At 65.3% G+C, this 24,587-nt stretch carries 22 protein-coding genes; 8 read left to right on the forward strand and 14 right to left on the reverse strand.

Annotated features, from left to right (window positions below):
• Positions 1–110 precede the first annotated feature (110 nt).
• Positions 111–560 carry an FxsA family protein gene (locus SF06_RS08100; RefSeq protein WP_027590774.1) on the reverse strand — a complete coding sequence of 150 codons (450 nt, stop codon included), beginning with the start codon at positions 558–560 and terminating at the stop codon, positions 111–113.
• A gap of 66 nt (positions 561–626) precedes the next feature.
• Positions 627–1,355 carry a HugZ family pyridoxamine 5'-phosphate oxidase gene (locus tag SF06_RS08105; protein WP_039560728.1) on the reverse strand — a complete coding sequence of 243 codons (729 nt, stop codon included), beginning with the start codon at positions 1,353–1,355 and terminating at the stop codon, positions 627–629.
• Positions 1,356–1,457: 102 nt separating this feature from the next.
• Here SF06_RS08105 and SF06_RS08110 point away from each other — a divergent pair, with 102 nt between their 5' ends.
• Entirely contained in the window at positions 1,458–2,216 is a 759-nt protein-coding gene (locus tag SF06_RS08110) for an SDR family oxidoreductase (protein ID WP_027590772.1), read from the forward strand.
• A 41-nt stretch (positions 2,217–2,257) separates the two neighbouring features.
• Here the strand turns inward: SF06_RS08110 and SF06_RS08115 are convergent, their stop codons facing one another.
• Entirely contained in the window at positions 2,258–3,271 is a 1,014-nt protein-coding gene (locus SF06_RS08115) for a DUF481 domain-containing protein (RefSeq protein WP_039560730.1), read from the reverse strand.
• Between the two features lie 119 nt (positions 3,272–3,390).
• Between SF06_RS08115 and SF06_RS08120 the strand changes: the two genes are divergently transcribed.
• Positions 3,391–3,735 carry an MGMT family protein gene (locus SF06_RS08120; protein WP_039560732.1) on the forward strand — a complete coding sequence of 115 codons (345 nt, stop codon included), beginning with the start codon at positions 3,391–3,393 and terminating at the stop codon, positions 3,733–3,735.
• A 33-nt stretch (positions 3,736–3,768) separates the two neighbouring features.
• The gene (locus SF06_RS08125; RefSeq protein ID WP_027590769.1) at positions 3,769–5,301 is read left to right on the forward strand and encodes an AmpG family muropeptide MFS transporter; all 1,533 of its coding nucleotides are present in this window, start codon (positions 3,769–3,771) and stop codon (positions 5,299–5,301) included.
• A 33-nt stretch (positions 5,302–5,334) separates the two neighbouring features.
• Here SF06_RS08125 and SF06_RS08130 read toward each other — a convergent pair whose 3' ends face one another.
• Positions 5,335–5,814, reverse strand: coding sequence for a YajQ family cyclic di-GMP-binding protein (locus SF06_RS08130; RefSeq protein WP_039560733.1), 480 nt, complete (start codon positions 5,812–5,814; stop codon positions 5,335–5,337).
• Positions 5,815–5,943: 129 nt separating this feature from the next.
• Here SF06_RS08130 and SF06_RS08135 point away from each other — a divergent pair, with 129 nt between their 5' ends.
• The 4 genes from SF06_RS08135 to SF06_RS08150 are packed head-to-tail and all read left to right on the forward strand — an operon-like array spanning position 5,944 to position 10,506.
• Positions 5,944–6,900: a GGDEF domain-containing response regulator gene (locus tag SF06_RS08135; protein ID WP_052199759.1), complete on the forward strand. Its 957-nt coding sequence runs from the start codon at positions 5,944–5,946 to the stop codon at positions 6,898–6,900.
• Positions 6,901–6,955: 55 nt separating this feature from the next.
• A complete protein-coding gene (locus tag SF06_RS08140; RefSeq protein WP_039560735.1) occupies positions 6,956–7,867 on the forward strand; it encodes a putative 2-dehydropantoate 2-reductase in 912 nt (303 codons plus the stop codon).
• A gap of 44 nt (positions 7,868–7,911) precedes the next feature.
• Positions 7,912–9,918 carry an ATP-binding protein gene (locus tag SF06_RS08145; protein WP_027590766.1) on the forward strand — a complete coding sequence of 669 codons (2,007 nt, stop codon included), beginning with the start codon at positions 7,912–7,914 and terminating at the stop codon, positions 9,916–9,918.
• A gap of 6 nt (positions 9,919–9,924) precedes the next feature.
• A complete protein-coding gene (locus tag SF06_RS08150; RefSeq protein ID WP_039560737.1) occupies positions 9,925–10,506 on the forward strand; it encodes a cob(I)yrinic acid a,c-diamide adenosyltransferase in 582 nt (193 codons plus the stop codon).
• Positions 10,507–10,577: 71 nt separating this feature from the next.
• Here SF06_RS08150 and SF06_RS08155 read toward each other — a convergent pair whose 3' ends face one another.
• The 8 genes from SF06_RS08155 to SF06_RS08190 all read right to left on the reverse strand — a co-directional run bounded on the left by SF06_RS08155 (position 10,578) and on the right by SF06_RS08190 (position 21,635).
• Entirely contained in the window at positions 10,578–12,617 is a 2,040-nt protein-coding gene (locus tag SF06_RS08155) for an LTA synthase family protein (protein WP_039560830.1), read from the reverse strand.
• Between the two features lie 85 nt (positions 12,618–12,702).
• On the reverse strand, positions 12,703–13,302 hold the full coding sequence (locus tag SF06_RS08160; protein WP_027590763.1) for a hypothetical protein: 600 nt from the start codon (positions 13,300–13,302) through the stop codon (positions 12,703–12,705).
• Complete coding sequence (locus tag SF06_RS08165; protein ID WP_039560738.1) at positions 13,299–14,597, reverse strand: sialidase family protein; 1,299 nt, start codon at positions 14,595–14,597, stop codon at positions 13,299–13,301. Before SF06_RS08165 ends, SF06_RS08160 begins: the two co-directional genes overlap by 4 nt.
• Before the next feature lie 127 nt (positions 14,598–14,724).
• Positions 14,725–15,669: a Nudix family hydrolase gene (locus SF06_RS08170; protein WP_039560739.1), complete on the reverse strand. Its 945-nt coding sequence runs from the start codon at positions 15,667–15,669 to the stop codon at positions 14,725–14,727.
• A gap of 2 nt (positions 15,670–15,671) precedes the next feature.
• Positions 15,672–16,307, reverse strand: a complete 636-nt coding sequence (locus SF06_RS08175) for a glutathione S-transferase family protein (protein ID WP_039560740.1) — start codon at positions 16,305–16,307, stop codon at positions 15,672–15,674.
• Between the two features lie 111 nt (positions 16,308–16,418).
• The gene (argJ, locus tag SF06_RS08180; RefSeq protein WP_039560742.1) at positions 16,419–17,636 is read right to left on the reverse strand and encodes a bifunctional glutamate N-acetyltransferase/amino-acid acetyltransferase ArgJ; all 1,218 of its coding nucleotides are present in this window, start codon (positions 17,634–17,636) and stop codon (positions 16,419–16,421) included.
• A gap of 110 nt (positions 17,637–17,746) precedes the next feature.
• Positions 17,747–20,485: a preprotein translocase subunit SecA gene (gene secA, locus SF06_RS08185; protein WP_039560743.1), complete on the reverse strand. Its 2,739-nt coding sequence runs from the start codon at positions 20,483–20,485 to the stop codon at positions 17,747–17,749.
• A gap of 229 nt (positions 20,486–20,714) precedes the next feature.
• On the reverse strand, positions 20,715–21,635 hold the full coding sequence (locus SF06_RS08190; RefSeq protein ID WP_039560745.1) for a M23 family metallopeptidase: 921 nt from the start codon (positions 21,633–21,635) through the stop codon (positions 20,715–20,717).
• A gap of 78 nt (positions 21,636–21,713) precedes the next feature.
• Here SF06_RS08190 and SF06_RS08195 point away from each other — a divergent pair, with 78 nt between their 5' ends.
• A complete protein-coding gene (locus SF06_RS08195) occupies positions 21,714–22,175 on the forward strand; it encodes a DUF721 domain-containing protein (RefSeq protein WP_027590756.1) in 462 nt (153 codons plus the stop codon).
• 185 nt (positions 22,176–22,360) lie between these two features.
• Here the strand turns inward: SF06_RS08195 and lpxC are convergent, their stop codons facing one another.
• Both lpxC and ftsZ read right to left on the reverse strand, forming a co-directional pair.
• Positions 22,361–23,272: a UDP-3-O-acyl-N-acetylglucosamine deacetylase gene (gene lpxC, locus SF06_RS08200; RefSeq protein ID WP_027590755.1), complete on the reverse strand. Its 912-nt coding sequence runs from the start codon at positions 23,270–23,272 to the stop codon at positions 22,361–22,363.
• Positions 23,273–23,383: 111 nt separating this feature from the next.
• Positions 23,384–24,568 (reverse strand): cell division protein FtsZ, encoded by a 1,185-nt coding sequence (gene ftsZ, locus SF06_RS08205; RefSeq protein WP_027590754.1) that lies wholly within the window; start codon positions 24,566–24,568, stop codon positions 23,384–23,386.
• Positions 24,569–24,587 lie beyond the last annotated feature (19 nt).

Genomic DNA, 24,587 nt, shown 5'->3' on the forward strand with positions numbered 1-24,587 from the left:
CGCCGCGAAAACTGCTCTGCCGAAGCAGAAACCTTGCGGTGACAGCTAGATAGGGACAGGCAAGCGCATTTCAAGGGCGGGGATGAAGAAAATTTCACCCCGGAGGAACGTCAGCGGTCGTGGCGCTTGTACTCGCCGTCGATGACGTTGGTGCGCTGCGACTGGCGCGCTGCCAGGTCATCGGCGAAGGCGCGCTGACGGCGCGCCTGCTCCTCGGCCTTCTGGCGCAGCTTGCGCAGCAGCAGGTTGCGGGTCATCGGCAGCAAGCAGACCACCGCCAGCACGTCGCTAATGAAACCGGGGAACAGCAGCAACAGGCCACCGACAGCCAGCATAAGGCCTTCGAGCATGGCAGCTTCCGGCATCTCGCCCCGCGCCAGGCGCTCGCGGGCGCGCAGGGCCATGGCCGGTCCGGCCACGCGGATCAGCATGACGCCGAGAATGCCTGCGCCGATGATCAGCAGAAGCACGCCCAGCACCCCGATGGAGCCGCCGACCTTGATCATCACGGCCAGTTCGAGCAGGGGAAACAGCAGGAACAGCAACAGAAAGACACGCATCACAACTTCTCTGAAAGGGGAGCAACGCTCCGAATGCCCATTAGATGACGGTGCGGGGCCGGGAATTCAACCGCTGCGTTCGTCCCGTTCCGGCCATTGCGCGGCCCGCGCCAGCTGCACCAGGGCCTGACGAACCTCCAGCGGACTGTTACAGGATGTTGGGAACGGAAGCCAGTGCAGCCGCGACCCGACGCGCAGGTGGAAACCCTCGGCATCAATGCCGACCATCTCCGCAGCCTCACCCGGAATGCCCGCCAGGGACAGGTAATGGTCGATCGCTGCGGCGTGATCGCGGTTCATGTGCGCCAGCATGCCCTGCTCCACCTCGCCAGCAAAGGGATTGGCCTGGGAAACGGCCTCCAGCCAGTGAATCGACCCGAAGCCGCCGATAAAGCGCCAGCGCACCGGCTCGAGCAACCAGAAATCGAAGTCATGGATGCGGTGGTAATCCCGCGACTGGGGAAAATAGCGGTAGTAGCGCGCGGCGGCCGCCTCGATGGCCCCCTCTTCATTCAACTGCCGAGCCTCGGCAAGCAGGGTCAGCCGGCCGGCGGCCTGGATATCCTCGGCATCACGCTCGCCGATCAGCAGTGAACAGCGCCCATCGGCCTGCAAATTGTGGGTGTGCTGTGCGATGCGGCTGATCAGCAGCAGCGGTCGCCCGTCGGCATCCAGGCAATAGGGCACGACGGAACCGAACGGGAAGCCCGGCATCTTTTTGGAGTGGGTGGCCAACATGCCACGGTATTCCTTGAGCAGCAGTTCTCGGGCATGCTTCGCGGCCTTGGCACTCATTTCGACTCCTCGCTGAACCCGTGGGAAACGGATGGGGAGGCCCAGCATAGCCGCTGGCCACCCGCGCGAGGCAACCACCCGCAGTACTTCAAGGGGCACAACATGGAACTCAAGGACAAAGTCATCATCATCACCGGCGGCGGTCAGGGCCTGGGGCGCGCCATGGGCGAGTACCTGGCGGCCCGCGGCGCCCGGCTGGCGCTGGTCGACCTCAACCAGGAGAAGCTGGACGAGGCCGTGGCGGCCTGCCAGAAGGCCGGTGGCGAAGCGCGCGCCTACCTGTGCAACGTGGCCAATGAAGAGCAGGTCACCGGCATGGTCGCCCGGGTGGCTGCCGACTTTGGCGCCCTGCACGGCCTGGTGAACAACGCCGGCATCCTGCGCGACGGGCTGACCATCAAGGTCAAGGACGGCGAGCTGAGCAAGATGAGCCTGGCCCAGTGGCAGTCGGTGATCGACGTGAACCTGACCGGCGTGTTCCTGTGCACCCGCGAGGTGGCGGCCAAGATGATCGAGCTGAAGTGCCAGGGGGCGATCGTCAACATTTCCTCGATCTCCCGGGCCGGCAACATGGGCCAGGCCAACTACTCGGCCGCCAAGGCCGGCGTTGCGGCCGATACCGTGGTGTGGGCCAAGGAGCTGGCGCGTTACGGCATCCGCGTGGGTGGTGTTGCGCCGGGCTTCATCGAGACCGAGATGGTCGCCAGCATGAAACCCGAAGCCCTGGCCAAGATGACCTCGGGCATTCCGCTGCAGCGCCTCGGCCAGCCGAAGGAAATCGCCCACTCGGTGGCCTACATCCTGGAGAACGACTACTTCACCGGTCGCATCCTGGAGCTGGACGGCGGCCTGCGCCTGTAATCCCGTCCTCCCGCTGCCGGCTCCCGCGGAGCCGGCACATCTCACCAGCCGACGCCAACCCCGAACAGGTAGCGCTGCTCGTTCAGGCTGGCATTGTCCTTGCCGCCCTTGACCATGTCCTTCTCGGCGCGCACGTTCAGCCACGCCCAGTCGGTGACCCGGTAGCGAACCCCCGCCTCGGCGTCCAGCGAGTAGTCGGCCACGCTGTCCAGCGGCTTGCCGACCTCGCCCTTGCTGTACAACTCGAAGCGCTTGCCCAGCAGGTAGCGGTTGTACTGCCATTTCAGCCCCACCGACAGAAAGCTGTCGTTCTCACCGTTGGCATAGTCGTAATCGCTGCGGTTGATCAGCGAGGCCAGCGAGAAGGCGCCCAGCTCGTTGTCCCAGAACTGGTAACCGGGGCCGCTACCCAGCTGGCGCTGGCGCTCGATGTCGCCGAGGTTGTCGCGCTGGTAGTCGAAACGACCCTGCCAGAACCATTGATCGCTGACGAAATGGTCGAGCGCGTACTCCAGGTCGTAGTTGTCCTCGACCTCGACGTCATTGCTCAGCTCACGGTTGTACTCGGCCCCGGCATTGTGCCGCCAGCGACCGTGGCGGGCCGACGTGGCGAGCTTGACGTTATGGTCTTCCGTCTGGCTCGCGCCATCCTTGTAGTTGAAGGCCACATCCACCGAGCCCTTCCAGCTCAGGTCGGTGAGCAGCGGCTTGGGCCTGAGGATCTGCTGGATGCTGGACAGCGGCACGGTCCGCGGGCGCTCGCCGTTGGCCAGGGTCACATGGCCCTCCTCGGCACTTTGCAGGGAGCGGGCGACCTCGCCCTCGTAGCGGCTCTGCTTGACCATCACCGCCTGGTCGCTTTCGAGGGTCGCCACGCTCGACCAACTGATCGACAGCTCGCCACTGTACGGCGTCTGGAGAACCAACTTGCCACCGTCGAACGCCTTGATAATGCCGGTCAGGCGATCGCCATTCTTCAGCCAGACGGTATCGCCCAGCGCGGGCAGCGCGCAGCCCAGCGCGACTACGCATACAACACTTCGGAACAACGTCATCGGAAAACTTCGTCAAAATCTCTGCACAAGCGCGGCATTATCCTGCCTTGAGCGAGACGACGCACCCCCGACCGACGGGCGTAGCCGTTCGTCCCCCTGCCCGCTGTCACGAGGCCCGCATGACCGAACCTGAATTCGATACGCCCCAGACCCGCCGCGAAGCGCTCTATGCCGTCCTTGCCCAGGTACCGGCCGGCAAGGTGGTGACCTATGGCCAACTGGCCCAGCTGGCGGGTCTGGGACGCGCTGCGCGCTGGGTCGGACGCACCCTGGCGCAACTGCCGGACGAGACGCGCCTGCCCTGGCACCGGGTACTGGCTGCGGGCGGACGCCTGAGCTTGCCCGCCGGCAGCCCGGCGGGCGACGAACAGCGTGCCCGCCTGCGTGATGAAGGCCTGCTATTGGATGGGAACCGCGTGGACTTGCGTCGGCACGGCTGGCATCCGGAGGAAAACTGCGGTTAGATGCAGCCTTCCTGACGCCTGCCTCACCCTTCCATGACCAAACGCACCTGGCGTGACGCCCTCGCCGCCTATGCCAGCCCGGCCACCCTGGCCCTGCTGCTGCTCGGCTTTGCCGCCGGCCTGCCCTACATGCTGGTGTTCGCTACCCTCTCGGTGTGGCTGCGCGAAGCCGGCGTGTCGCTGCAGGCCATCGGCTTCGCCAGCCTGATCGGCCTGGCCTACGCCTTCAAATGGGTGTGGGCGCCGATGCTCGACCAGTGGCGCCTACCCCTGCTCGGCCGCCTGGGCCGGCGCCGCTCCTGGCTGGTGCTGTCCCAGTGCCTGGTGATGCTCGGCCTGGTCGGCATGGCGTTGTTCGATCCGCAGCAGCACCTGGCCTGGTTGATCGCCCTGGCGGTGCTGGTGGCTTTCGCCTCGGCAACCCAGGACATCGCCATCGATGCCTACCGCCTGGAAGTCGCCGAGGACAGCCGCCAGGCCGCGCTGGCGGCCAGCTACATGGCCGGCTACCGGGTGGCCGCCCTGCTGGCCACTGCCGGCGCGCTGTACTTCGCCAGCTGGTTCGGCTCCACAGGCGGCGAATACCATTTCGGCGCCTGGCGTGGCACCTACCTGCTGTTCGCCGCGCTGATGCTGCCCGGCCTGCTGACCAGCCTGGTCATTCGCGAGCCGCAACCGTTGAGCCAGAATCAGGCACCGGCCCAGTACGGCCTGCACCGCCAGCTGCTGTCGGTCCTGGTACTGATCGTGCTGCTGGTCTCGGTTCCCGCGCTGTTCACCCAGCTGTACGACACCGAGTTCTCCCTGCTGGCCAGCAACCCCTTCGGCCTGCTCACCGACGATCGCGCCTTCCTGCGCGCCCTGCTCTACGGCCTGCTGATCGCCGCCTGCCTGTCCGCCGTCGGACGGCGCAGCCTGGCGCCAGTACTCACCCCGGTCAGCGATTTCGTGGTGCGCTATCGCTGGCAGGCGCTGCTGATGCTTGGCCTGATCGCCACCTATCGCATGTCCGATACGGTGATGGGCGTGATGGCCAATGTGTTCTACATCGATCTGGGCTTCAGCAAGGAACAGATCGCCAGCATCAGCAAGCTGTTCGGGCTGGTGATGACCCTGCTCGGCGCCGGGGCTGGCGGCCTGCTGATCGTGCGTTTCGGTATCCTGCCGATCCTGTTCGTCGGGGGCGTGGCGTCGGCGGCCACCAACCTGATGTTCGCCCTGCTCAGCAGCATCGGCCCCGACCTGAAGATGCTGATGGTCACCATCAGTTGCGACAACTTCAGCGGCGGCCTGGCCACCGCAGCCTTCGTGGCCTATCTGTCGAGCCTGACCAACCTCAAGTTCTCCGCCACCCAGTACGCCCTGCTGAGCTCCATCATGCTGCTGCTGCCGCGGCTGGTGGGTGGCTATTCGGGCGCGCTGGTCGAGCGCCACGGCTACCAGGACTTCTTCGTCATCACCGCCCTGCTGGGCATTCCCACGCTGATCCTCATCGGCCTGCAATGGGGCCGGGACCGGCGCCATGCGCAGGCGGTCGCGACGACCGAGTCCGAGGCGCGCCAATAAACGAAAAGGGCCGGTTGAACCGGCCCTTTTTCTTCAATCACGGAAGTTGGTGAACTGCAGCGGCATGTCGAAGCTCTGCCCGCGCAGCGAGGCGATGACCTCCTGCAGATCGTCGCGCTTCTTGCCGGTGACCCGCACCTGCTCGCCCTGGATGGCCGCCTGGACCTTGAGCTTGGCGTCCTTGATGTGGGCGACGATCTTCTTGGCCAGCTCCTTGTCGATGCCCTCGTGGAACACCACGTCCTGCTTCATCACCTTGCCGGACGCGTAGGCATCCTTCACTTCCAGGCACTGCACGTCGATCTTGCGCTTGACCAGGCTGCTCCGCACGATCTCCAGCACCTGATCGAGCATGAACTCGGCCTCGGCGGTGATCGTCAGCTCCTTGTCCTTGCTCTCGATGCTGCATTTGCCGCGCAGGTCGAAGCGCCGGTCGATCTCCTTCACGGCGTTGTCCACGGCATTGGTCAGTTCATGCTTGTCCAGTTCGGAAACCACGTCGAACGAGGGCATGGGAATCCTCCAAAAGGTTGTCGCGACCGGCTTCACGGAACGAAACGCGGCTGGCTTGACGGTTGAAAAGGGCCGGTCATTATAGCCGCACAAACCGGCCCCCGTGCCGTACCGCCAACGAGCCTGCCGATGCCCAATCCTCAAGTCAGCATTCTGGTGGTGGACGACACCAAGTTCTCCAGCGCCCTGATCGGCCGCGCCCTGACCCAGGCCGGCTACCGCGACGTCCGCTTCGCCAGCAGCGCCGGTGAAGCCCTGCGCCAGCTGGAGGAACGCCCGGCGGGCATCCTGCTCGCCGACTGGCTGATGCCGGAAATCGATGGCCTGGAGCTGACCGCCCGGGTCCGCCAGCAGGACGAGATGTCCGATCACTACACCTACATCATGCTGCTCACCGGCCGCGAAGGCGAAAGCGATCTGGGCGAGGCCTTCGCACGCGGCGTGGATGATTTCATCAGCAAGGCCAAGATCCATGAACAACTGATCCCGCGCGTGCTGGCCGGCGACCGGCTGTGCAACACCCTGCAGCGCCTGCTGCAGGAAAACCACCAGTTGACCCAGAGCTTCACCAACCTCGAGCAGCGCAATCAGGTGGACCCGCTCACCGGCCTGGGCAACACCCGCTGCCTGCAGCTCAAGCTCGCCGACTGCCTGCGCGAGCTGGAAAGCCGTGGCGGGGCCTTCTGTTTACTGCTGATCGGCGTGCCGCAGCTGCCAGGGCTGCGCGACCGACATGGCGAGGCGCTGTATCGCGAACTGCTGACCGGTATCGCCCGGCGCCTGCAACAGCTGGTCCGCCCGCTGGATGTGCTCGCCCGCCTGGATGATGGCCATTTCGCCCTGATCGCCCTGCTCGACCGCCTGGAGGAAGGCGCGGTGAACAGCTTCCGGCGCCTGGCCGACAACCTCAACCGCCAGGCGTTCCGGACCCGCGACGGCGCCTTCGAGCTGCACGCGGACATCGCCCTGCTGGGCGTGGACAGCCGCGCCCTGCCACAAACGCCCGACCAGTTGCTGGCCCAGGCCAGCGAACTGCTGGCGCAGAACAGTCCGGAAGGCGAGATGCGCATCCGCCAGCTGGGCTGACACACGGGCTGCATTTGGCTATCGTCCGGGCTTTTCCGCCACAGGCCCTTTTCCCATGACCTGGCATATTCTCGGCGCCGGCAGCCTCGGCAGTCTCTGGGCCACGCGCCTGGCGCGCGTCGGCCTGCCGGTGACGCTGTTGCTGCGCGATGCCGAACGGCTGGCCGCCTACCATGACGCGGGCGGCCTGGCCCTGGTCGAGAACGGCAGGGAACAGCGCCTGGCGATTTCCGCCCAGACTGTCGATGCCTCTGACCCCATCCGGCGCCTGCTGCTGGCCTGCAAGGCCTATGACGCGCTGGCCGCCGTGGACGCCATCGCCCACCGACTGACCGCGGAGGCCGAACTGATCCTGCTGCAAAACGGCCTGGGCAGTCAGCAGCAGGTGACCGAGCGGCTGCCGGGCGCGCGCTGCATCCTGGCCTCCAGCACCGAGGGCGCCTACCGCGACGGCCCGTTCCGGGTGGTGTTCGCCGGGCGCGGCACCACCTGGCTGGGCGACCCGTATCATCCGGCCCCGCCCGCCTGGCTTGCCGAGCTGACCCAGGCCGGCATCCCCCACGCGTGGAGCGACCAGATCCAGAGCCGTCTGTGGCGCAAGCTGGCCATCAATTGCGCGATCAATCCGCTGACGGTGCTGCACGATTGTCGCAACGGCGAGCTGGACGCCCACCAGGACGAGGTCGCCGGGCTCTGCACGGAGCTGGGCGGCCTGCTGCACGCCTGCGGCCAGGACGAGGCAGCCGCGGGGCTGTTCGAGGAGGTGCAGCGGGTTATCCAGGCCACTGCCGCCAACAGCTCCTCGATGCGCCAGGATGTCGGCGCCGGACGACGGACCGAGATCAGCTACCTGCTCGGCCATGCCTGCGCCGAGGGCCTCAGGCAGGGCGTGCCCCTGCCGCGGCTGACCGCACTGTTGCAGAGCCTGCAAGCCCATCTGCGCGCGCGCGGATTGCCCGATACCTGAAGCCCCGCTACCCTGCCCGAACCGCAACCTGTCGCGAAATCACCATGAGCCTGCAACGGCGCCTGGACAACCTGCCGGTCGGCCGGAAACTGCTCGCGGCCCTGCTGGTGCTGCTGGCTACCGTGCTGCTGGTAGCCAACCTGACCTTCATCAGCGCCGCCTACTGGATTTCCCAGCAGAGCGTCACGCCCCAGGCCATGCATACGCTCGGCCAGTTGGCCGCCACGCCCGCCTTGAGCCAGCAGGCGCTCGCCTCGCCGCAGGCCGCCGCCGAGTTGCTGGGGCAGCTGCACAGCTACCGTCCATTGCGTGCTGCCGCACTGTTCGACGGCCAGGGGCGCCGGCTGGCGCAGTTCGGCGAGGACGACGCCCTGCAGTTGCCCGCCCACCTGTCCCAGCTGCAGGCCTGGCGCAACGGCCAGTTCCACACCCATCAGTTGACCGCGCTGCCGCAACCCCAGGGACCTTCCGGCCATTTGCTGCTGGTGGCCTCCAGCGAGATTCCCGGCGCCTTCTGGACCGGCACACTAAGCGCCAGCGCGGCGATCCTGGCGCTCAGCCTACTGTTCTGGCTGCTCATCGACCGCCAGGTACGCCGCCTGGTGACTCGCCCGCTGCGCAACCTGGAAGAGCTGGCGCGCCAGGTGACCCGGCAGGAGAACTATGCGCTGCGCGCCGCACCCGGCAACCGCGATGAGCTGGGCAGCCTGGCGGAAGCCTTCAACACCATGCTGTCGCGCATGCAGGCCCGCGAACAGCAGCTCAAGCGTACGCGCGACGAGGCTCGCGAGGCGTTCGATCGCGCCCACTCGCTGGCCGAGGAAACCCGCCACTCCAACCGCCAACTGGAACTGGAAGTGCAGGTACGCGGCAAGATCGAGCGCCAGCTGACCGGCTTCCAGAACTACCTGAACAGCATCATCGACTCCATGCCCTCGGCGCTGATCGCCCTGGACCAGGACCTGTTCGTCACCCAGTGGAACAAGGAAGCCGCGCGTCTCTCCGGCACCAGCCTCGAACAGGCCCTCAACCAGCCGGTGCTGATGGCCTTCCCGCAGCTCAAGCCCTACCTGGCACAACTGCAGGAAGCGGTCGAGCAGCACCGGGTGGCACGCATCGAGCGGGTCGCCTGGCCATTGGGCGACGAGCTGCGCCACTACACCCTGACAGTCTATCCGCTGGCCGGCGGCGCCGGTCGGGGCGTGGTGATCCGCATCGACGACATCACCCAGCGCCTGGCGCTGGAAGAAGCGATGGTGCAATCGGAGAAGATGCTGTCGGTCGGTGGCCTGGCGGCCGGCATGGCGCACGAGATCAACAACCCGCTGGGGGCGATCCTGCACAACGTGCAGAACATCCGCCGACGGCTGTCTGCCGACCTGGAGCGCAACCGTCAGCAAGCGGAGGCCTGCGGGGTCGATCTGGAAGCGGTCACCCGTTACCTCGATGCGCGGGAAATCCCTCGACTGCTGGATGGCATCCAGGGGGCCGGCACCCGCGCCTCGCGCATCGTCAGCCACATGCTCAGCTTCAGCCGGCGCAGCAATCGCGAAATGGCTCTGGCCTCGTTGCCGCAGTTGATCGACCAGGCTGTGGAGATCGCCGGCAACGATTTCGACCTCAGCGAAGGTTTCGACTTCAAGGGCCTGCGCATCGAGCGCGATTTCGACCCGGAACTGGGCAAGGTGCCTTGCATTGCCAACGAACTGGAGCAGGTGCTGCTCAACCTGCTGAAGAATGCCGCCCAGGCCATTCACCCGCGCGACGACGGCCGCATCCTGATACGCACCCGCCTGAGCCCCCCCTGGGCGGAAATCCAGGTCGAGGATAACGGCATGGGTATGCCCGAGGCGGTGCGCAAGCGTATCTTCGAGCCCTTCTTCACCACCAAGGAAGTGGGTGACGGCACCGGGCTCGGCCTGTCCGTTTCCTATTTCATCATCACCAACAACCACAAGGGCCAGATGGAGGTCGCCTCCATGCCCGGCCAGGGCACGCAGTTCACCCTGCGCCTGCCGCTGGCCGAACCGCCCACCAGCTCGGGACTTTGATTTCATATGGGATACCGCTTGTCCAAGATCTACACCCGCACCGGCGATGCCGGCGAGACCGGCCTGGCCGATGGTCGCCGGGTGCCCAAGGACCATCCGCGCATCGAGGCGATGGGCGAGGTGGACAGCCTCAACAGCCTCCTGGGTGTCCTGCTGGCCGAACTGGACGAAGCGCAGGAGCGTCATCCCGGTCTCGGTGAGCTGAGCGAGGTGCTCGCGCCGTGCCAGCATCGCCTGTTCGACCTGGGCGGCGAGCTGGCGATGCCCGAGTACCAGGCGCTGAATGCTGGCGAAATTGCCCGCCTGGAAGACGCCATCGACCGCTGGAACGAGGAAGTCGGTCCGCTGGAAAACTTCATCCTGCCTGGCGGCTCGCGGCTGATTGCCCAGGCCCATCTGTGCCGCAGCGCCGCGCGGGCGGCCGAGCGGCGCTGCCAGACCCTGAACGGCGAGGAGCCGCTGCGCAACGAGCTGCTGGCCTACCTGAACCGCCTGTCCGACCTGTTGTTCGTCGCTGCGCGGCTGATCGCCCGGCGCCAGCACGTGGCGGAGATCCTCTGGCAGGCGGCCGCCAAGCCGGGCGTATGACGCCGTTGCCGACAACGCCCTGAAACGAGAAAGGCCGACATGATGTCGGCCTTTTCGTTTGCACCGTTCGATCAGTCGCGCACGTTCTGATACAGCATCAGTCGTGCCGCCTCGTACAGCCCGCGAGTCAGCTCGCGCAGGCGCTCGAACTCGTCCGGATGCTCCTGCGCTACGTCTTCCAGCGGCTGCTGGGACGCCAGGTCGTGCAGGGTCGGATTGCTGCCGTCGTGGTTCATGCGCAGCAGGAAGTCCTTGGTGATGCCGCCAAACACGGGGAACGTGCCTTCGTGCAGCATCAGCGGAACCACGCGCTCCCCTTCAGGGGTCGGTTGCAGGATGTCGCGGCCCATGGTGCCGGTTTCATACGGGATACCCAGCAGGCCCATCAGCGTCGGCCACAGATCCGAAAGCCCGGTCGCCTCCTCGAACACACGCGCAGACAGGTACTTGGGCGCATGGATGAGCATCGGCACGTGGTTGCTTTCGATGCCCAGCTTCTCGAAGGCCGGCGGCATGTGCGGCAACTGGGTGATGCGGGTGTTGTGGTCACCGAACATCACGAAGATGGTGTCCTCGTACCAGCCCCCAGCCTTGGCGATTTCCATCAGCCTGCCGATGTTGAAGTCCAGCAGACGCACCGCCTCGTACTGGGCCTTGGTCACCGAGCCGTATTCACGCACCTGCTCTTCGGTGAGCTCGCTGATCTGGAAGCCGTCATTGTCCTTCGGAATGGTGAAGGGACGATGGTTGCCGGCGGTCTGGATGTAGGCAAAGAAGGGTTTGTCCTTCGGCACCGCGCGCAGCAGTTCGTCACCTTCCTTGAACAGGCTCAGGTCAGAGATCCCCCAGACGTCCACCTGCGGCGACTTCCAGTAGCTTTCCTCGTACAGACGCACGCCATCGATGCTCTGGCGCACCAGCGCGTTCATGTTCGCCCAGCCGGCGTTGCCTCCGATCATGTAGAACTTCTCGTAGCCCTCCAGCGCATTGACCAGGACCCGCTGGTTGACGATGAGCGGATTGCGCGTTGAGGTCTCCCCGCGGGACACGTCCGGAATGCCGGTGATGCTGGCCCACACGGTCTTGGCGGTGCCCACCGCCGGCACGTAGAAGTGCTTGAAGGTCCAGCTTTCCTCGGCCAGGCGGTCGATGTTCGGCGTGGGGTTGAGCGGGTTGCCGTGATGGCCCACCGCACTGGCACCCAGCGACTCCAGCATCACGAACACCACGTTCGGCTTGCGCTCGCCCAGCGCCAGCGCATGCGGCTGCACGTCCTGGCTGCGACGAAGATTGAGTGCCGCCGCGTCCGGCTGCTGGATACCGAAATAGTTCACCAGCAGTTCGTAGCGCTCGCGCACCGCCTCGGTATCGTAGGGCTGGAGGCTGACACTCGAAGTGTCATAGAGGAACAGCACCGGGTTCAGGCCCAGGGAGGCGACCTGGTTGTCACCGGAGAAGAACGCGTCGCTCCAGCGCAGCGGTACCGGGTTCTCCAGGTTGAGGTTCTCAAACCGGCCCAGCAGGCCGAAGAACACCAGCACGACCACCAGGGCGCTGCCCCATACCCGCGACCAGCGCTTGAGCGGACGCGCCGGACGGGCCAGGGTCACGCGCTCCAGGCGTACCAGGGCGAAGGTCAGCAGCCCCACCGAAACCACCCAGCCGAGGCTGATCCACACTACCGGGTAGGTCTGCCACAGCATGTCGCGGGAGATCTGCATATCACCCAGGAAGCGGAACACCGTGGCATTGATCCGCACGCCCAGATAGGCGTAGTGGCCGAAATCGATGATGTACACCAGCATCAGCACGGCCAGTGCCAGCGCCAGGTACAGGCGCGGCAACCAGCGCAGCCAGGGCAGACTGGTCAGGTTCCAGCGCGGCAGCCAGGCCAGTACGGCCAGCGGCAAGGTCAGCAGGATGGCCAGACGCAGGTCAAAGCGCAGGCCGATGCCCAGGGTTTCGGGCACCGCGCCGTTATCGGTCAGCGCACTGCTGTCCAGGCCGGAGAAGCCGAAGAAGAACACCATCCGCAGGACGGCGAACCACAGGAAGAGTATTGCCACGACGCCGAAGCAGTAGTGCAAGCGGCGGGACTGCAGCCAATCCATCATTTCACCTCAAGACCAACCAACGCCGGCCAAAGCAGCCGGCGGTAAACATGCGAAAGCCCCGCGCAGGCGGGGCCGGTATCGTTCAGCGAGCCAGTTCTCGCGGGCCGGCACGCCTGAATCGCCGCACCCCATGACCCAGCAGGGCGAACCAGCAATACAGGGCAACAAAGGGGTCGAGCAGGTAATCCCAGTAGTTCTCCGAGGCCAGCAGGTCGAGGCCGAAGGCCAGGGTGGCCAGGCTCAGCAACAGGGTGCCCAAGAGATTGCCACTCACCAGCAGCGCCAACGCCAGCACGCCAACGGCGAGGATCATGGGCTGGGGGCTGAATCCCAACCGGTAGGGATCGAAGGGGCCGATGCCCAGGGCGGCAGGATAGAGGATCAATCCAAGCGCACCGAACACTATCAACAGCGTAAAGCGCTGACGAGCCGCCAGCGGCGCAACCAGCTCCAGGCGAACCAGCGCCGCCCAGACCAGCGCCAGCAGGCCGACAACGGAGGGCTCGGGGATCAGCGTACGCACGTAGAGCGCCAGCGGCAGCTCACCCACCGGCACGAAACCAAGCACGAGGAGCCCAGCCAGCACCGCCAGTTGCAGTGGCCAGGGGCGGCCGCGCAGCGGCAGCAGCAGAAACGCCAACAGGGCGAAGCAGAGGTGGATATGCCAGAAGTCGAGGGTCACAGTTGCTGCTCCAGCCAGGCGTCATTGAAGCTCACGTGCTTGATGAACGAGTGGTTCCAGGAATACACGAGGTGGTAACGGCCGTCGGCCCCGCGAATCACGTAGGGATAGTCGTACTCCAGGTTGCAACGCCCGCGCTTGCAGACGCGCCGATCGTGGCGCTCAAGCAAGGCATCCAGATCAGCATCACCGAGGTCTGCGCGAGCCTGTCGGTACTCGGCACGCAGCAGGCTCTGGTAGGTCGCCTCGTCCACAGGGTCGCCTTCCGGATCGGGGGACTCGTCCAGATCCATCAGCGGCGTCCATTGCTGCAGCTCAGCATCGGCCCCGTACAGACTGAGGCGGAAGCGGCCCTCGGTCAGGTCGTTGAGCGCCACCAGCAGACCGTGGCGGGGGGTGACGATCGCCGCCAGTGACGAGTTGGGGTTGTTCGGCGCCAGTGGCACCGGCGCGCTCCAGGTCTGGCCACCGTCCTCGGTACGGCTGGCCAGTACGCGATGCAGTTCATCACCGGCGTAACGCAGCATCGCCACCGCACGCTGTCCGTCCAGCGGCACAACGGTCGGCTGCAGGGAATGATTGCCATGACTGATGCGGAACTTGTCCACCACTTCGCCGTTGCGGTCCAGGTACAGGTACTCGGCGAACTTGCCCAGAAACTCGTGATAGACCGGCAGACCAATCGAGCCATCGGCATGGACGACCGGCGCGCCACGTACCAGCGTGCTGATATTCAGGAACGGCGAGGTAACCAATTGCCGTGGAGTGGACCAGGTGTTGCCGAGGTCATCGGAGAACATGGCATTGATCGAGCTGGCAGCCCAGCCACCGATGGAAACCGATACATAGAACATCCACAGGCGCTCATCCGGAGTGACCACCACCACCGGGTTGCCCAGCTTGCGGATGTGCTTCTGCAATCCGCGCTGGGTGGATTCCCGGGTAGCCAGGATCATTTCCTCACCCCAGGTACCGCTGCGGACATCGAAACGTGCACCGCGGATCTGTACATCGGCGGCGCCTTCGCGCGATCCGGCGAACCAGACCGACAACAGGTCACCGTTGGGCAGCGCGGTGATCGCCGAGGCGTGCGCAAAATTCTGCAGGTTCGAAGACGCGAAGCGCGACTCGAACACCGGCTGCTGATCTCCTGCCAGAGGAACAACCTGCGTCTGGGGCAACGCAAAGCCGGCCAGTTGCGGTTGCGGCTTGCTCTGCCAGGCGAAGGCGAATACCGCCGCCAGGCCCAGGCCACCCAGGGTCAGGGCAAGTCTTTTGAAAGTGTGTGGTTTCATGACACGTCCATAGATCGAGACTACTGCTCGCCTCGACGCACACCGGCCAGACCGAAGCGACGCGCAACGGTCGGCGGCTTGGCAGAATCTTGGCGGCACCGGGCATCCGCTGCGCCGGATACAAGAATCAGGCCAGCGGCCAGAATCCGCGGATGCCGGCGACGCCCTGCGCTCCGATGTTCCGCGCCTGTGCCCGATGTTCGTGGGACAGCCCGCCCAATACGAACACCGGGCAGGTGCAGCGCTCGGTCAGTGCCCTTGCCATGCCCCAGCCCAGCGGCTCGGCGTCGGGGTGGCTGAGCGTGGGCAGAATCGGGGACAAAGTGACAAAATCCACACCCATGCGCGCCGCCAGCGCCAACTCCTCGGCGCTGTGGCACGAGGCGGCCAGCCAGCGTTCGCGGGGAAACGGCCGGCCGTTGGGGGCGTAGCGGCGCAACTGCTCCGCGGTCAGATGCCAGCCCGCAGCCGGAAAGTCGCCCAGCCACTCAAGTGGCCCCTTGAGCATCAGCTGGGCACGCCCGGCGCACAGCCCCAGGGCATCCAGGGCCAGATCGCGGTAGGCGGGATCGAACATCGACGGCGCGCGCAGTTGAACCAGACGTACGCCCTGCTCCACCGCCAGGCGCAGCCCGCGCAGCAGCTCGTCGGGCGCAAGCCCGTCGGGCGTGATCAGGTAGCGGTCGGGCAGACGGGCCGCCGCCACGATCGGCCGATTGGCGGCAGGAAATTCGTACTCAGGCAGATCCTGCGGACGCACCCAGGCCAGGGGCTGGCCTTCGGCTCCGTGGGGTTCGCCGTCGAAAGCGGTCACTTCCCAGACATCCAGCAGCACCTGCTTGTCGGGGTAATCGTGGTGGATGCGGATCAGCGGTCGGGCGGCGCGAACCTGGATGCCCAGCTCCTCCTGCAGCTCTCGGCCGAGCGCGGCCTCGGCCGTCTCGCCGGGCTCGATCTTGCCGCCGGGGAACTCCCACAGTCCGCCCTGGTGCTTGTCGAGCGGGCGCCGGGCGATCAGCACCCGGCCATCGCCGCTACGGATCACCGCGGCGGCCACTTCAATACGCGTCACGTTCAGATCGTCTCCGTTTCCTGCAGCGCCGCCCGGTACCAGCGCTGGAAGGCCGGCCACTGATAGACGGTGGCGACATAGGTGGTTGCCTCGGCGGGCAGGTCCACCTGATAACTGTGAAAGCGCGCCGCTACCGGCGCGTAGAAGGCATCGGCGAGACTGGCATGGCCGAACAGGAAGGGACCGTCCGCGCCGAACTGCTGCCGGCAATGCTGCCAGAGCGCGCAGACGCGGCGTATGTCGGCCTGCGCCTCCTCGGGAATGTGCTCCAGGCGGGCCTCGCGCTTGAGGTCCATGGGCAGATGCGTGCGCAGGGCGGCAAAACCGCTGTGCATCTCGGCGCACACGGAGCGGGCCACTGCCCGGGCATATTCCCCCCGCGGCCACAGATAGGCCTCCGGGAAGCGCTCGGCCAGGTATTCGCCAATGGCCAGCGAATCCCAGACCGGCCCGAAATCGGTGAGCAGTACCGGCACCCGGCCACTGGGCGAGTGCTCGCCGATGCGCTGCGCGGTATCCGGCTGGCGCAGGGCAATGCGCCGCTCCTGGTAGGGCTCGCCGGTCAGTTCCAGGGCCAGCGCGGCACGCAGCGACCAGGACGAGTAGTTCTTGTTGCCGATCACCAGGGTCAGGGACATGAAGCACCTCTCAGTCGCCGGGAGGGTTGCTCGCCCCATCCCGGCGCTGGATGGGCACGGACTGACTCAGGCCGAGCCAGGGTGGCTCTCACCACCCTGCTCATGTGCAGATCAGGTGCGGTATTCCGCGTTGATCTTCACGTACTCGTGGGACAGGTCGGTGGTCCAGATGGTCTCGCTGCAGGCGCCACGACCCAGCTCGATACGGATGGTGATCTCCTCGCGGGCCATCACCGCCGCGCCCTGGGCCTCGGTATAGGTCGCCGCGCGGCAGCCCTGGCTGGCGATGCAGACCTCGCCGAGGAACACGTCGATCTTGCTTACGTCGAGGTTTGGCACGCCGGCATAACCGACGGCGGCGAGGATGCGCCCCCAGTTCGGGTCCGAGGCGAACAGCGCAGTCTTGATCAGCGGCGAATGGGCCACGGCGTAGGCCACGTCCAGGCACTCCTGGTGGTTGGTGCCGCCGTTGACCTGCACGGTGACAAACTTGGTGGCACCCTCACCGTCGCGCACGATGGCCTGGGCGACTTCCATGAACACTTCGCACACCGCCTGCTTGAGCTTGGCGAACAGCTCGCCGGAGGCCGCGGTGATCTCAGGCAGCTTGGCCTGACCGGTGGCGATCAGCATGCAGCAGTCGTTGGTGGAGGTGTCGCCGTCGATGGTGATGCGGTTGAACGACATGTTAGCCGCGTCGCGCACCAGGTCCTGCAGCACATCCCGCGCCACCTTGGCATCCGTGGCGATGTAGCCGAGCATGGTGGCCATGTTCGGGCGGATCATGCCGGCGCCCTTGGAGATGCCGGTCACGGTGACGGTCACGCCATCGTGCTGGAACTGGCGGCTGGCACCCTTGGGCAGGGTGTCGGTGGTCATGATGCCGGTGGCGGCCTCGGCCCAGTGGTTCTCGGACAGGTCATCCAGGGCAGCCTGCAAGGCGCCCTCGATCTTGGCCACGGGCAGCGGCTCGCCGATCACCCCGGTGGAGAACGGCAGCACGGCGCTTTCCGGCACGCCGGTCAGCGCGGCCAGCGCGGCGCAGGTACGACGGGCATTCGCCAGGCCATCGGCACCGGTGCCGGCGTTGGCGTTGCCGGTATTGGTCAGCAGATAACGGACATCACCCGACATGCGCTCACGGGTGATCAGCACCGGCGCGGCACAGAAGGCATTGGTGGTGGTGACACCCGCCACGCGAGAACCCTCGGCGCAGCGCATGACCACCACATCCTTGCGCCCGACGCGCTTGATGCCAGCAGAGGCGATGCCGAGTTCGAAACCGGGGACCGGGTGCAGGGTGGGCAGAGGGCCAAGACCGACAGCCATGGAAGCGCTCCTGATTCAGAGTGAAATACGCCGTTTAGGCGTTGCAGTGTAAGGAAAAACGCCGCGAGCGGGAGAACCCGTCGCGGCGCTGGCAAGACAGGGGGCAGTCCCTATTGGACCTGCCCATGGCAATGCTTGTATTTCTTGCCGGAACCGCAGGGGCACGGCTCATTGCGGCCGATCTTCGGCTCGGTGCGCACCGCTGTGGCTGCGGTCGCGCCAGCCGTTTCGCCTTGGGGTTGCGGAGCATCCGGCTCCAGCGCCGGTGCGGCGGCATGCTGGAACTGCATGCGCTTGGCCATTTCCTCGGCCTCGCGACGCAGACGCGCCTCTTCCTCTGCCGGATCCTCGCGACGCACCTGCACATGGGACAGCACGCGAATGGTGTCGCGACGGATGCTCTCGAGCAGCTCCTGGAACAGGTTGAAGGACTCGCGCTTGTATTCCTGCTTGGGGTTCTTCTGGGCGTAGCCGCGCAGGTGGATGCCGTGGCGCAGGTGATCCATGGTGGACAGGTGGTCCTTCCACAGGTCGTCCAGCACACGCAGCAGGATCTGCTTCTCGAAAGTGCGCAGCGCCTCGGCGCCGGCCAGCGCCTCCTTCTCGGCGTAGGCGGCCAGCAGGGCGTCGCGGATCTTCTCGCGCAGGCTTTCCTCGTGCAGGTGATCGTCTTCGTCAAGCCACTGCTGCAGCGGCAGATCCAGCCCGAAGTCGCTGCGCAGGGTAGCCTCCAGGCCCTTGATGTCCCACTGTTCGGGCAGCGACTGCGGCGGCAGGTGCTGGTTGATGGCGTTGGCCAGCACTTCGTCGCGGAACTCGGCGATGGTTTCGCCCACGTCCTGGGCGGCCAGCAGGCTGTTGCGCATGTGATAGATCACCTTGCGCTGCTCGTTGGCCACGTCGTCGAATTCCAGCAGCTGCTTGCGGATGTCGAAGTTGCGACCCTCCACCTTGCGCTGTGCCTTTTCGATGGCGTTGGTGACCATGCGGTGCTCGATGGCCTCGCCGGACTGCATGCCCAGCGCCTTCATGAAGTTCTTCACCCGGTCGGAGGCGAAGATGCGCATCAGACCGTCTTCCAGCGACAGGTAAAAGCGGCTGGAGCCCGGGTCGCCCTGGCGACCGGCGCGGCCGCGCAGCTGGTTGTCGATGCGGCGGGACTCGTGACGCTCGGAGGCGATCACATGCAGACCGCCGGCCTCGATCACCTGCTGGTGACGCTTCTGCCAGTCGCTCTTGATCTGCGCGATCTGCGCCTCGGTGGGGTTCTCCAGCGCCGCGACTTCCACTTCCCAGTTGCCGCCCAGCAGGATGTCGGTACCCCGACCCGCCATGTTGGTGGCGATGGTCACCGCGCCGGGGCGACCGGCTTGGGCGATGATCTCGGCTTCCTTGTCGTGATACTTGGCGTTCAGCACGTTGTGGGCAATGCCGGCCTTGTTCAGCAGCTGGGAGACATACTCGGAGCTTTCGATCGAGGCGGTGCCGACCAGCACCGGGCGGCCCTTGGCCTGGCAGTCCTGGATGTCGGTGATGATCGCCTGGTACTTCTCTTCCTGGGTCAGGTAGACCAGGTCGTTGTAATCGATCCGCGCGACATCCTTGTTGGTGGGGATGACCACCACGGCCAGGCCGTAGATCTGCTGGAACTCGAACGCCTCGGTGTCCGCGGTGCCGGTCATGCCGGACAGCTTCTTGTACAGGCGGAAGTAGTTCTGGAAGGTGGTCGACGCCAGGGTCTGGCTTTCGGCCTGAATCTGCAGCCCTTCCTTCGCCTCGATGGCCTGGTGCAGGCCCTCGGAGAGGCGGCGGCCGGGCATGGTACGGCCGGTGTGCTCGTCGATCAGCAGCACCTGGCCATTCTGCACGATGTATTCGACGTTGCGGTTGAACAGCGTGTGGGCGCGCAGGCCGGCATACACGTGGGTGAGCAGCGACAGGTTGTGCGCCGAGTAGAGGCTTTCGCCTTCGGCCAGCAGGCCGGCGCCGGTGAGCATGTCCTCGACGAACTGATGGCCTTCCTCGTTCAGCTCGACCTGACGGGTCTTCTCGTCGATGCGGTAGTGGCCCTGCTGGGTGACCACGCCTTCCTCTTCCTCGATGTGGCGCTTGAGGCGTGGGATCAGCTGGTTGATCTGCTGGTACAGGCGCGAGCTGTCCTCGGCCTGGCCGGAGATGATCAGCGGCGTGCGCGCCTCGTCAATGAGGATGGAGTCGACTTCGTCGATGACCGCGAAATTCAGTTCGCGCTGGAACTTGTCCTCCAGGCTGAAGGCCATGTTGTCGCGCAGGTAGTCGAAGCCGAATTCGTTGTTGGTGCCGTAGGTGATATCGGCGGCGTAGGCGGCGCGCTTCTCCTCCGGCGGCTGGAAAGGCGTGACCACGCCGACGCTCAGGCCGAGGAATTCGTACAGCGGGCGCATCCAGTTGGCGTCGCGGCGGGCCAGGTAGTCGTTGACGGTGACCACGTGCACGCCCTTGCCTTCCAGCGCATTGAGGTACACGGCCAGGGTCGCCACCAGGGTCTTGCCCTCACCGGTGCGCATTTCGGCGATCTTGCCTTCGTGCAGGGTCATGCCGCCGATCAGCTGGACATCAAAATGGCGCATGCCCATGACGCGCTTGCCGGCCTCGCGGGCCACGGCAAAGGCTTCAGGCAGCAACTGATCGAGGGTCTCGCCCTTGGCCAGGCGCTCGCGGAACTCCGCGGTCTTGGCGCGCAGCTGCTCGTCGGTAAGCGCCAGCATCTGCTCTTCGAGCGCATTGACGGCTTTCACCGTCTTGAGCATGCGTTTGACTTCCCGCTCGTTCTTGCTGCCAAAGAGTTTTTTCAGGAGAGGCGCAAACATATCGACTGGTTCTTCCACGCATTTGAATGGAGGGCGACCAGGCAGCCGCCCGCGCAACCTGCGGCTGCGCACGAAGAGGGCATTCTACTCGGAATCGGGAATCAGGAAAGCGACCTTGTCCAGCTTGTTCGCCAGGCCGGCGATCACGGGAGAAGCGGGTGAAATTCCGACACAAACGCAGATAACAGGCTGACAACCGGCCGAGGCGGGTTGTCAGCAGGCGGCCTGCTCAGTTCTGAGCCTTGGCGCGCGCGATGAAGCTGTAGGGGTTTACCTGGCGACCATCCTTGATCACCTCGAAGTGAACATGCGGCCCGGTCGAGCGCCCCGAGCTACCGACCTTGGCGATCACCTGGCCCCGTTGCACCAGCTCGCCGACCCTTACCATGTTTTCCTTGTTGTGGGCGTACAGGGTGACGTGGCCATCGCCATGATTGATCTCGACCATGGTGCCGTAACCGCTCTTGCGACCGGACCAGGTCACTACGCCAGCAGCCACCGCCACTACGTCGCTGCCCTCGCGGGCGGCAAAGTCCACGCCCTTGTGCATGCGCTGCTGGCCAGTAAACGGATCGTTGCGGCGGCCGAACGGCGAGGACAGGTAACCCTGGGTCACCGGCCGACCGGACACGTTGCCAGCCTCGCTCAGACGGCGCTCGGCAAGCACTTCCTCCAGCACTTCCAACTGCTGCTCCCGGCTGTCCAGACGCTCCATCAGCTCATCGAGCGTCTGCAGGAAAGGGGGCGGTGCAAAGAAGGCGTTTTCCAGCAGCTCCTCAGGACCACCCTGCCCCACGCTGAGGGAGAAATCGAATTCGCGGGTATCCAGCCTGGCCAGCTCGGTCAGACGCTCGCCCAGTGCATCCAGGCGGGTCAGGCGCGCCTGCATTTCCGCGATGTGCACACCGAAGGCGTCCAGCTGCCGCTGTGCCGTCAGGCGAGCGTCGGCCAACTTGGCGCGCTGCTCTTCCATATGGGCGGCCATGCGCCCCTCTGCGTCGCTGAAGAACGGGTACAGCGCACCGCCAAGAGCGATGCCGCCCGCAAGGGTCAGCATTGCCAGCACACCGGCGCCGATGGACAACAGCCGCACGTCGATACTGAGCGAACGCGCCGCACCATTACGCTGACCGAGCAGAATGATTTGCATAACTCCCCCTTGGGTAACGCCGCGACCGCTGGGCATATTTGCTACCATGCGACCCCGCCAACTACAGGCTTTCCTGCCATGACTTTTCGTCCCTTGCCGGCCCGGACTCCCACCGCGCTGCTGCGCGATGCCAAACCTCTCAAGGCGCTGTTCGGCGAAGCCCAGCGGCTTGCCCGGCTGCAGGCGCTTCTGGAAAGCCAGTTGCAACCCGCCGCCCGCCCGCATTGCCATATCGCCTCATGGCGCGAAGGCTGTCTGCTGCTGATCATCACCGATGGCCACTGGGCCACCCGCTTGCGCTATCAGCAACCCCGCCTGCTGCGTCAATTGCGGGGACTGGAGGAGTTCGCGAACCTATCGAGAATCCTCTTCAAGGTGCAACCTCCCGCCACCCAGCAACGTGACCCAGGTCACGCTTTGCAGCTTTCGCAAACCGCCGCGTCCCATTTGTGCGAGACGGCGGACACGATCAGCGACCCAACCCTGCGCGCAGCACTCCTGCGCCTGGCCAGCCGCGTCAAGAAACACGACCCGGAATAATGGCTCAATGCGATCATGCAAGAAGAGAGCCATACAGGCAAGTAGCCATTACCGGCGCGGGCATCACGCATCGGGAGCACTGAAGCAGGGCTCGAGCGGCAAGCGATTGCCGCCCGGCGACAATTCGCAGGCATGAAAAAGCCACCCGAAGGTGGCTGTTTCATGAGAGGGAGAGCGAAAAAGGCTTAGCCGGCTGCTGCCGGGCGCATGTAGGAGATGGGAGCGTTCTTGATGTCGTCGAAGGTCACCATTTCCCAGGCATCCTGCTGTGCCAGCAGGCTGCGCAACAGGCGGTTGTTCAACGCGTGTCCGGACTTGTAGCCATGGAACTCGCCGATCAGGCTGTAGCCCAGCAGGTACAGGTCACCAATGGCATCCAGGATCTTGTGCTTGACGAATTCGTCCTCATACCGCAGGCCGTCCTCGTTGAGCACACCCTGCTCATCGACCACGATGGCATTCTCGACGCTGCCGCCCAGGGCCAGGTTGTGGGAGCGCAGGAATTCGATGTCGCGCATGAAGCCGAAGGTGCGCGCGCGGCTGACTTCCTTGACGAACGAGGTACTGGAGAAGTCCACGCTGGCGATCTGGGTGCGACCGTGGAACACCGGGTGGTCGAAATCGATTTCGAAGCCGACCTTGAAGCCGTCGAAAGGACGGAAGGTGGCGCGCTTGTCGCCGTCCGTGACGGTGACTTCACGCTTGATGCGAATGAATTTCTTCGGCGCATCCTGCTCCTGCAGACCCGCGGACTGGATCAGGAACACGAAGGGACCGGCGCTACCGTCCATGATGGGCACTTCCGGCGCGGACAGCTCGACAATGGCGTTATCGATGCCCAGCCCGGCCAGGGCGGAGAGCAGATGCTCGACGGTATCCACCTTCACGCTGCCGTTGTAGAGAGTGGTCGACATCGTGGTCTCGCCGACATTCTCGGCGGTCGCCTGGATTTCCACGACAGGATCGAGGTCGACACGACGGAAGACGATGCCGGCATCCGCGGGCGCGGGCTTCAGGGTCAGGTAAACCTTTTCCCCCGAGTGCAAGCCAACGCCAGTGGCACGGATGACGTTCTTGAGAGTGCGTTGCTTGATCATGGCAGTGGCTGCTGTTGATAGGATTGCGAATACGTGTCAAATGAGGCCGGAATCATAGCAGACCCGGCCTTAAGTGAACACCAATCAATCCTTCACCCCTCATAGTTTTTATTAATCTGCCTGACGACGCAGGAAGGCCGGAATGTCCAGGTAATCGAGATCTTCCTGGGGGTTCTGCTTGGCCGCGGTGGACGGACCCGTGCTGCGCATCACCGTTGGCCGGTCATAATCCCGGTAATTGACCGGCTGCTCGGCACGGCCCGCTGCTGCCGGAGCAGGTGCGGCGGCCTGGGCGACCTGGGTGTTGTCCACCACCTTGACCGGCTTCTCCTGACGCACCTGAGGACCCAGACCGGTCGCCACCACGGTGACATGCAGCTCGTCGCGCAGTTCCGGATCCACCACGGCACCCACCTTGACGGTCGCATGCTCGGAAGCGAAGGCGTTGACGATCTCGCCCACGGCCGAGTACTCGCCAAGGGACAGGTCCAGACCCGCGGTGATGTTGACCAGGATGCCGCGCGCGCCCTGCAGGTTGACGTCTTCCAGCAGCGGGTTGCGGATCGCCGCCTCAGTGGCCTCGCGGGCACGGTTCGGGCCGCTGGCGCTGCCGGTACCCATCATGGCCATGCCCATTTCGGCCATCACGGTCTTCACGTCGGCGAAGTCCACGTTCATCAGACCTTCGCGCAACATGATGTCGGAAATGCCACGTACCGCGCCGCACAGCACGTCATCGGCCTTGGCGAAGGCCGACAGCAGCGACGCATCCTTGCCCAGGATGGTCAGCAGCTTTTCGTTGGGGATGGTGATCAGCGAGTCGACGCTCTCGGACAACTGGCGGATGCCCTCGTCGGCCACCACCTGGCGCTTCTTGCCCTCGAACGGGAACGGACGGGTCACCACGGCTACCGTCAGGATGCCCATTTCCTTGGCGACCTGGGCGATGATCGGCGCCGCACCGGTACCGGTGCCGCCGCCCATGCCAGTGGTGATGAAGACCATGTCGGCGCCCTGCAGTACTTCGGCGATGCGCTCGCGATCCTCCAGGGCGGCCTGACGGCCTACTTCCGGATTGGTGCCGGCACCCAGCCCCTTGGTCACACTGCGACCCAGCTGCAGGATGGTGCGGGCGTGCACATTCTTCAGCGCCTGGGCATCGGTGTTGGCACAGATGAACTCCACGCCCTCGATGCTGCTGCGCACCATGTGGTTGACGGCGTTACCGCCACCACCGCCCACACCGATGACTTTGATGACCGCACTTGGCGTCACGTTGTCTACTAGCTCGAACATAATCCCTCTCCTCTCTTCT

This window comes from Pseudomonas flexibilis, from assembly GCF_000802425.1.
GTDB classification, from domain to species: domain Bacteria; phylum Pseudomonadota; class Gammaproteobacteria; order Pseudomonadales; family Pseudomonadaceae; genus Serpens; species Serpens flexibilis.

Bases quoted from the DNA above. Each gene is read 5' to 3' on its own strand.
- SF06_RS08100 (WP_027590774.1), bottom strand. From the start codon at position 560: ATGCGTGTCTTTCTGTTGCTGTTCCTGCTGTTTCCCCTGCTCGAACTG.
- SF06_RS08105 (WP_039560728.1), bottom strand. From the start codon at position 1,355: ATGAGTGCCAAGGCCGCGAAGCATGCCCGAGAACTGCTGCTCAAGGAA.
- SF06_RS08110 (WP_027590772.1), top strand. From the start codon at position 1,458: ATGGAACTCAAGGACAAAGTCATCATCATCACCGGCGGCGGTCAGGGC.
- SF06_RS08115 (WP_039560730.1), bottom strand. From the start codon at position 3,271: ATGACGTTGTTCCGAAGTGTTGTATGCGTAGTCGCGCTGGGCTGCGCG.
- SF06_RS08120 (WP_039560732.1), top strand. From the start codon at position 3,391: ATGACCGAACCTGAATTCGATACGCCCCAGACCCGCCGCGAAGCGCTC.
- SF06_RS08125 (WP_027590769.1), top strand. From the start codon at position 3,769: ATGACCAAACGCACCTGGCGTGACGCCCTCGCCGCCTATGCCAGCCCG.
- SF06_RS08130 (WP_039560733.1), bottom strand. From the start codon at position 5,814: ATGCCCTCGTTCGACGTGGTTTCCGAACTGGACAAGCATGAACTGACC.
- SF06_RS08135 (WP_052199759.1), top strand. From the start codon at position 5,944: ATGCCCAATCCTCAAGTCAGCATTCTGGTGGTGGACGACACCAAGTTC.
- SF06_RS08140 (WP_039560735.1), top strand. From the start codon at position 6,956: ATGACCTGGCATATTCTCGGCGCCGGCAGCCTCGGCAGTCTCTGGGCC.
- SF06_RS08145 (WP_027590766.1), top strand. From the start codon at position 7,912: ATGAGCCTGCAACGGCGCCTGGACAACCTGCCGGTCGGCCGGAAACTG.
- SF06_RS08150 (WP_039560737.1), top strand. From the start codon at position 9,925: ATGGGATACCGCTTGTCCAAGATCTACACCCGCACCGGCGATGCCGGC.
- SF06_RS08155 (WP_039560830.1), bottom strand. From the start codon at position 12,617: ATGGATTGGCTGCAGTCCCGCCGCTTGCACTACTGCTTCGGCGTCGTG.
- SF06_RS08165 (WP_039560738.1), bottom strand. From the start codon at position 14,597: ATGAAACCACACACTTTCAAAAGACTTGCCCTGACCCTGGGTGGCCTG.
- SF06_RS08175 (WP_039560740.1), bottom strand. From the start codon at position 16,307: ATGTCCCTGACCCTGGTGATCGGCAACAAGAACTACTCGTCCTGGTCG.
- argJ (WP_039560742.1), bottom strand. From the start codon at position 17,636: ATGGCTGTCGGTCTTGGCCCTCTGCCCACCCTGCACCCGGTCCCCGGT.
- secA (WP_039560743.1), bottom strand. From the start codon at position 20,485: ATGTTTGCGCCTCTCCTGAAAAAACTCTTTGGCAGCAAGAACGAGCGG.
- SF06_RS08190 (WP_039560745.1), bottom strand. From the start codon at position 21,635: ATGCAAATCATTCTGCTCGGTCAGCGTAATGGTGCGGCGCGTTCGCTC.
- SF06_RS08195 (WP_027590756.1), top strand. From the start codon at position 21,714: ATGACTTTTCGTCCCTTGCCGGCCCGGACTCCCACCGCGCTGCTGCGC.
- lpxC (WP_027590755.1), bottom strand. From the start codon at position 23,272: ATGATCAAGCAACGCACTCTCAAGAACGTCATCCGTGCCACTGGCGTT.
- ftsZ (WP_027590754.1), bottom strand. From the start codon at position 24,568: ATGTTCGAGCTAGTAGACAACGTGACGCCAAGTGCGGTCATCAAAGTC.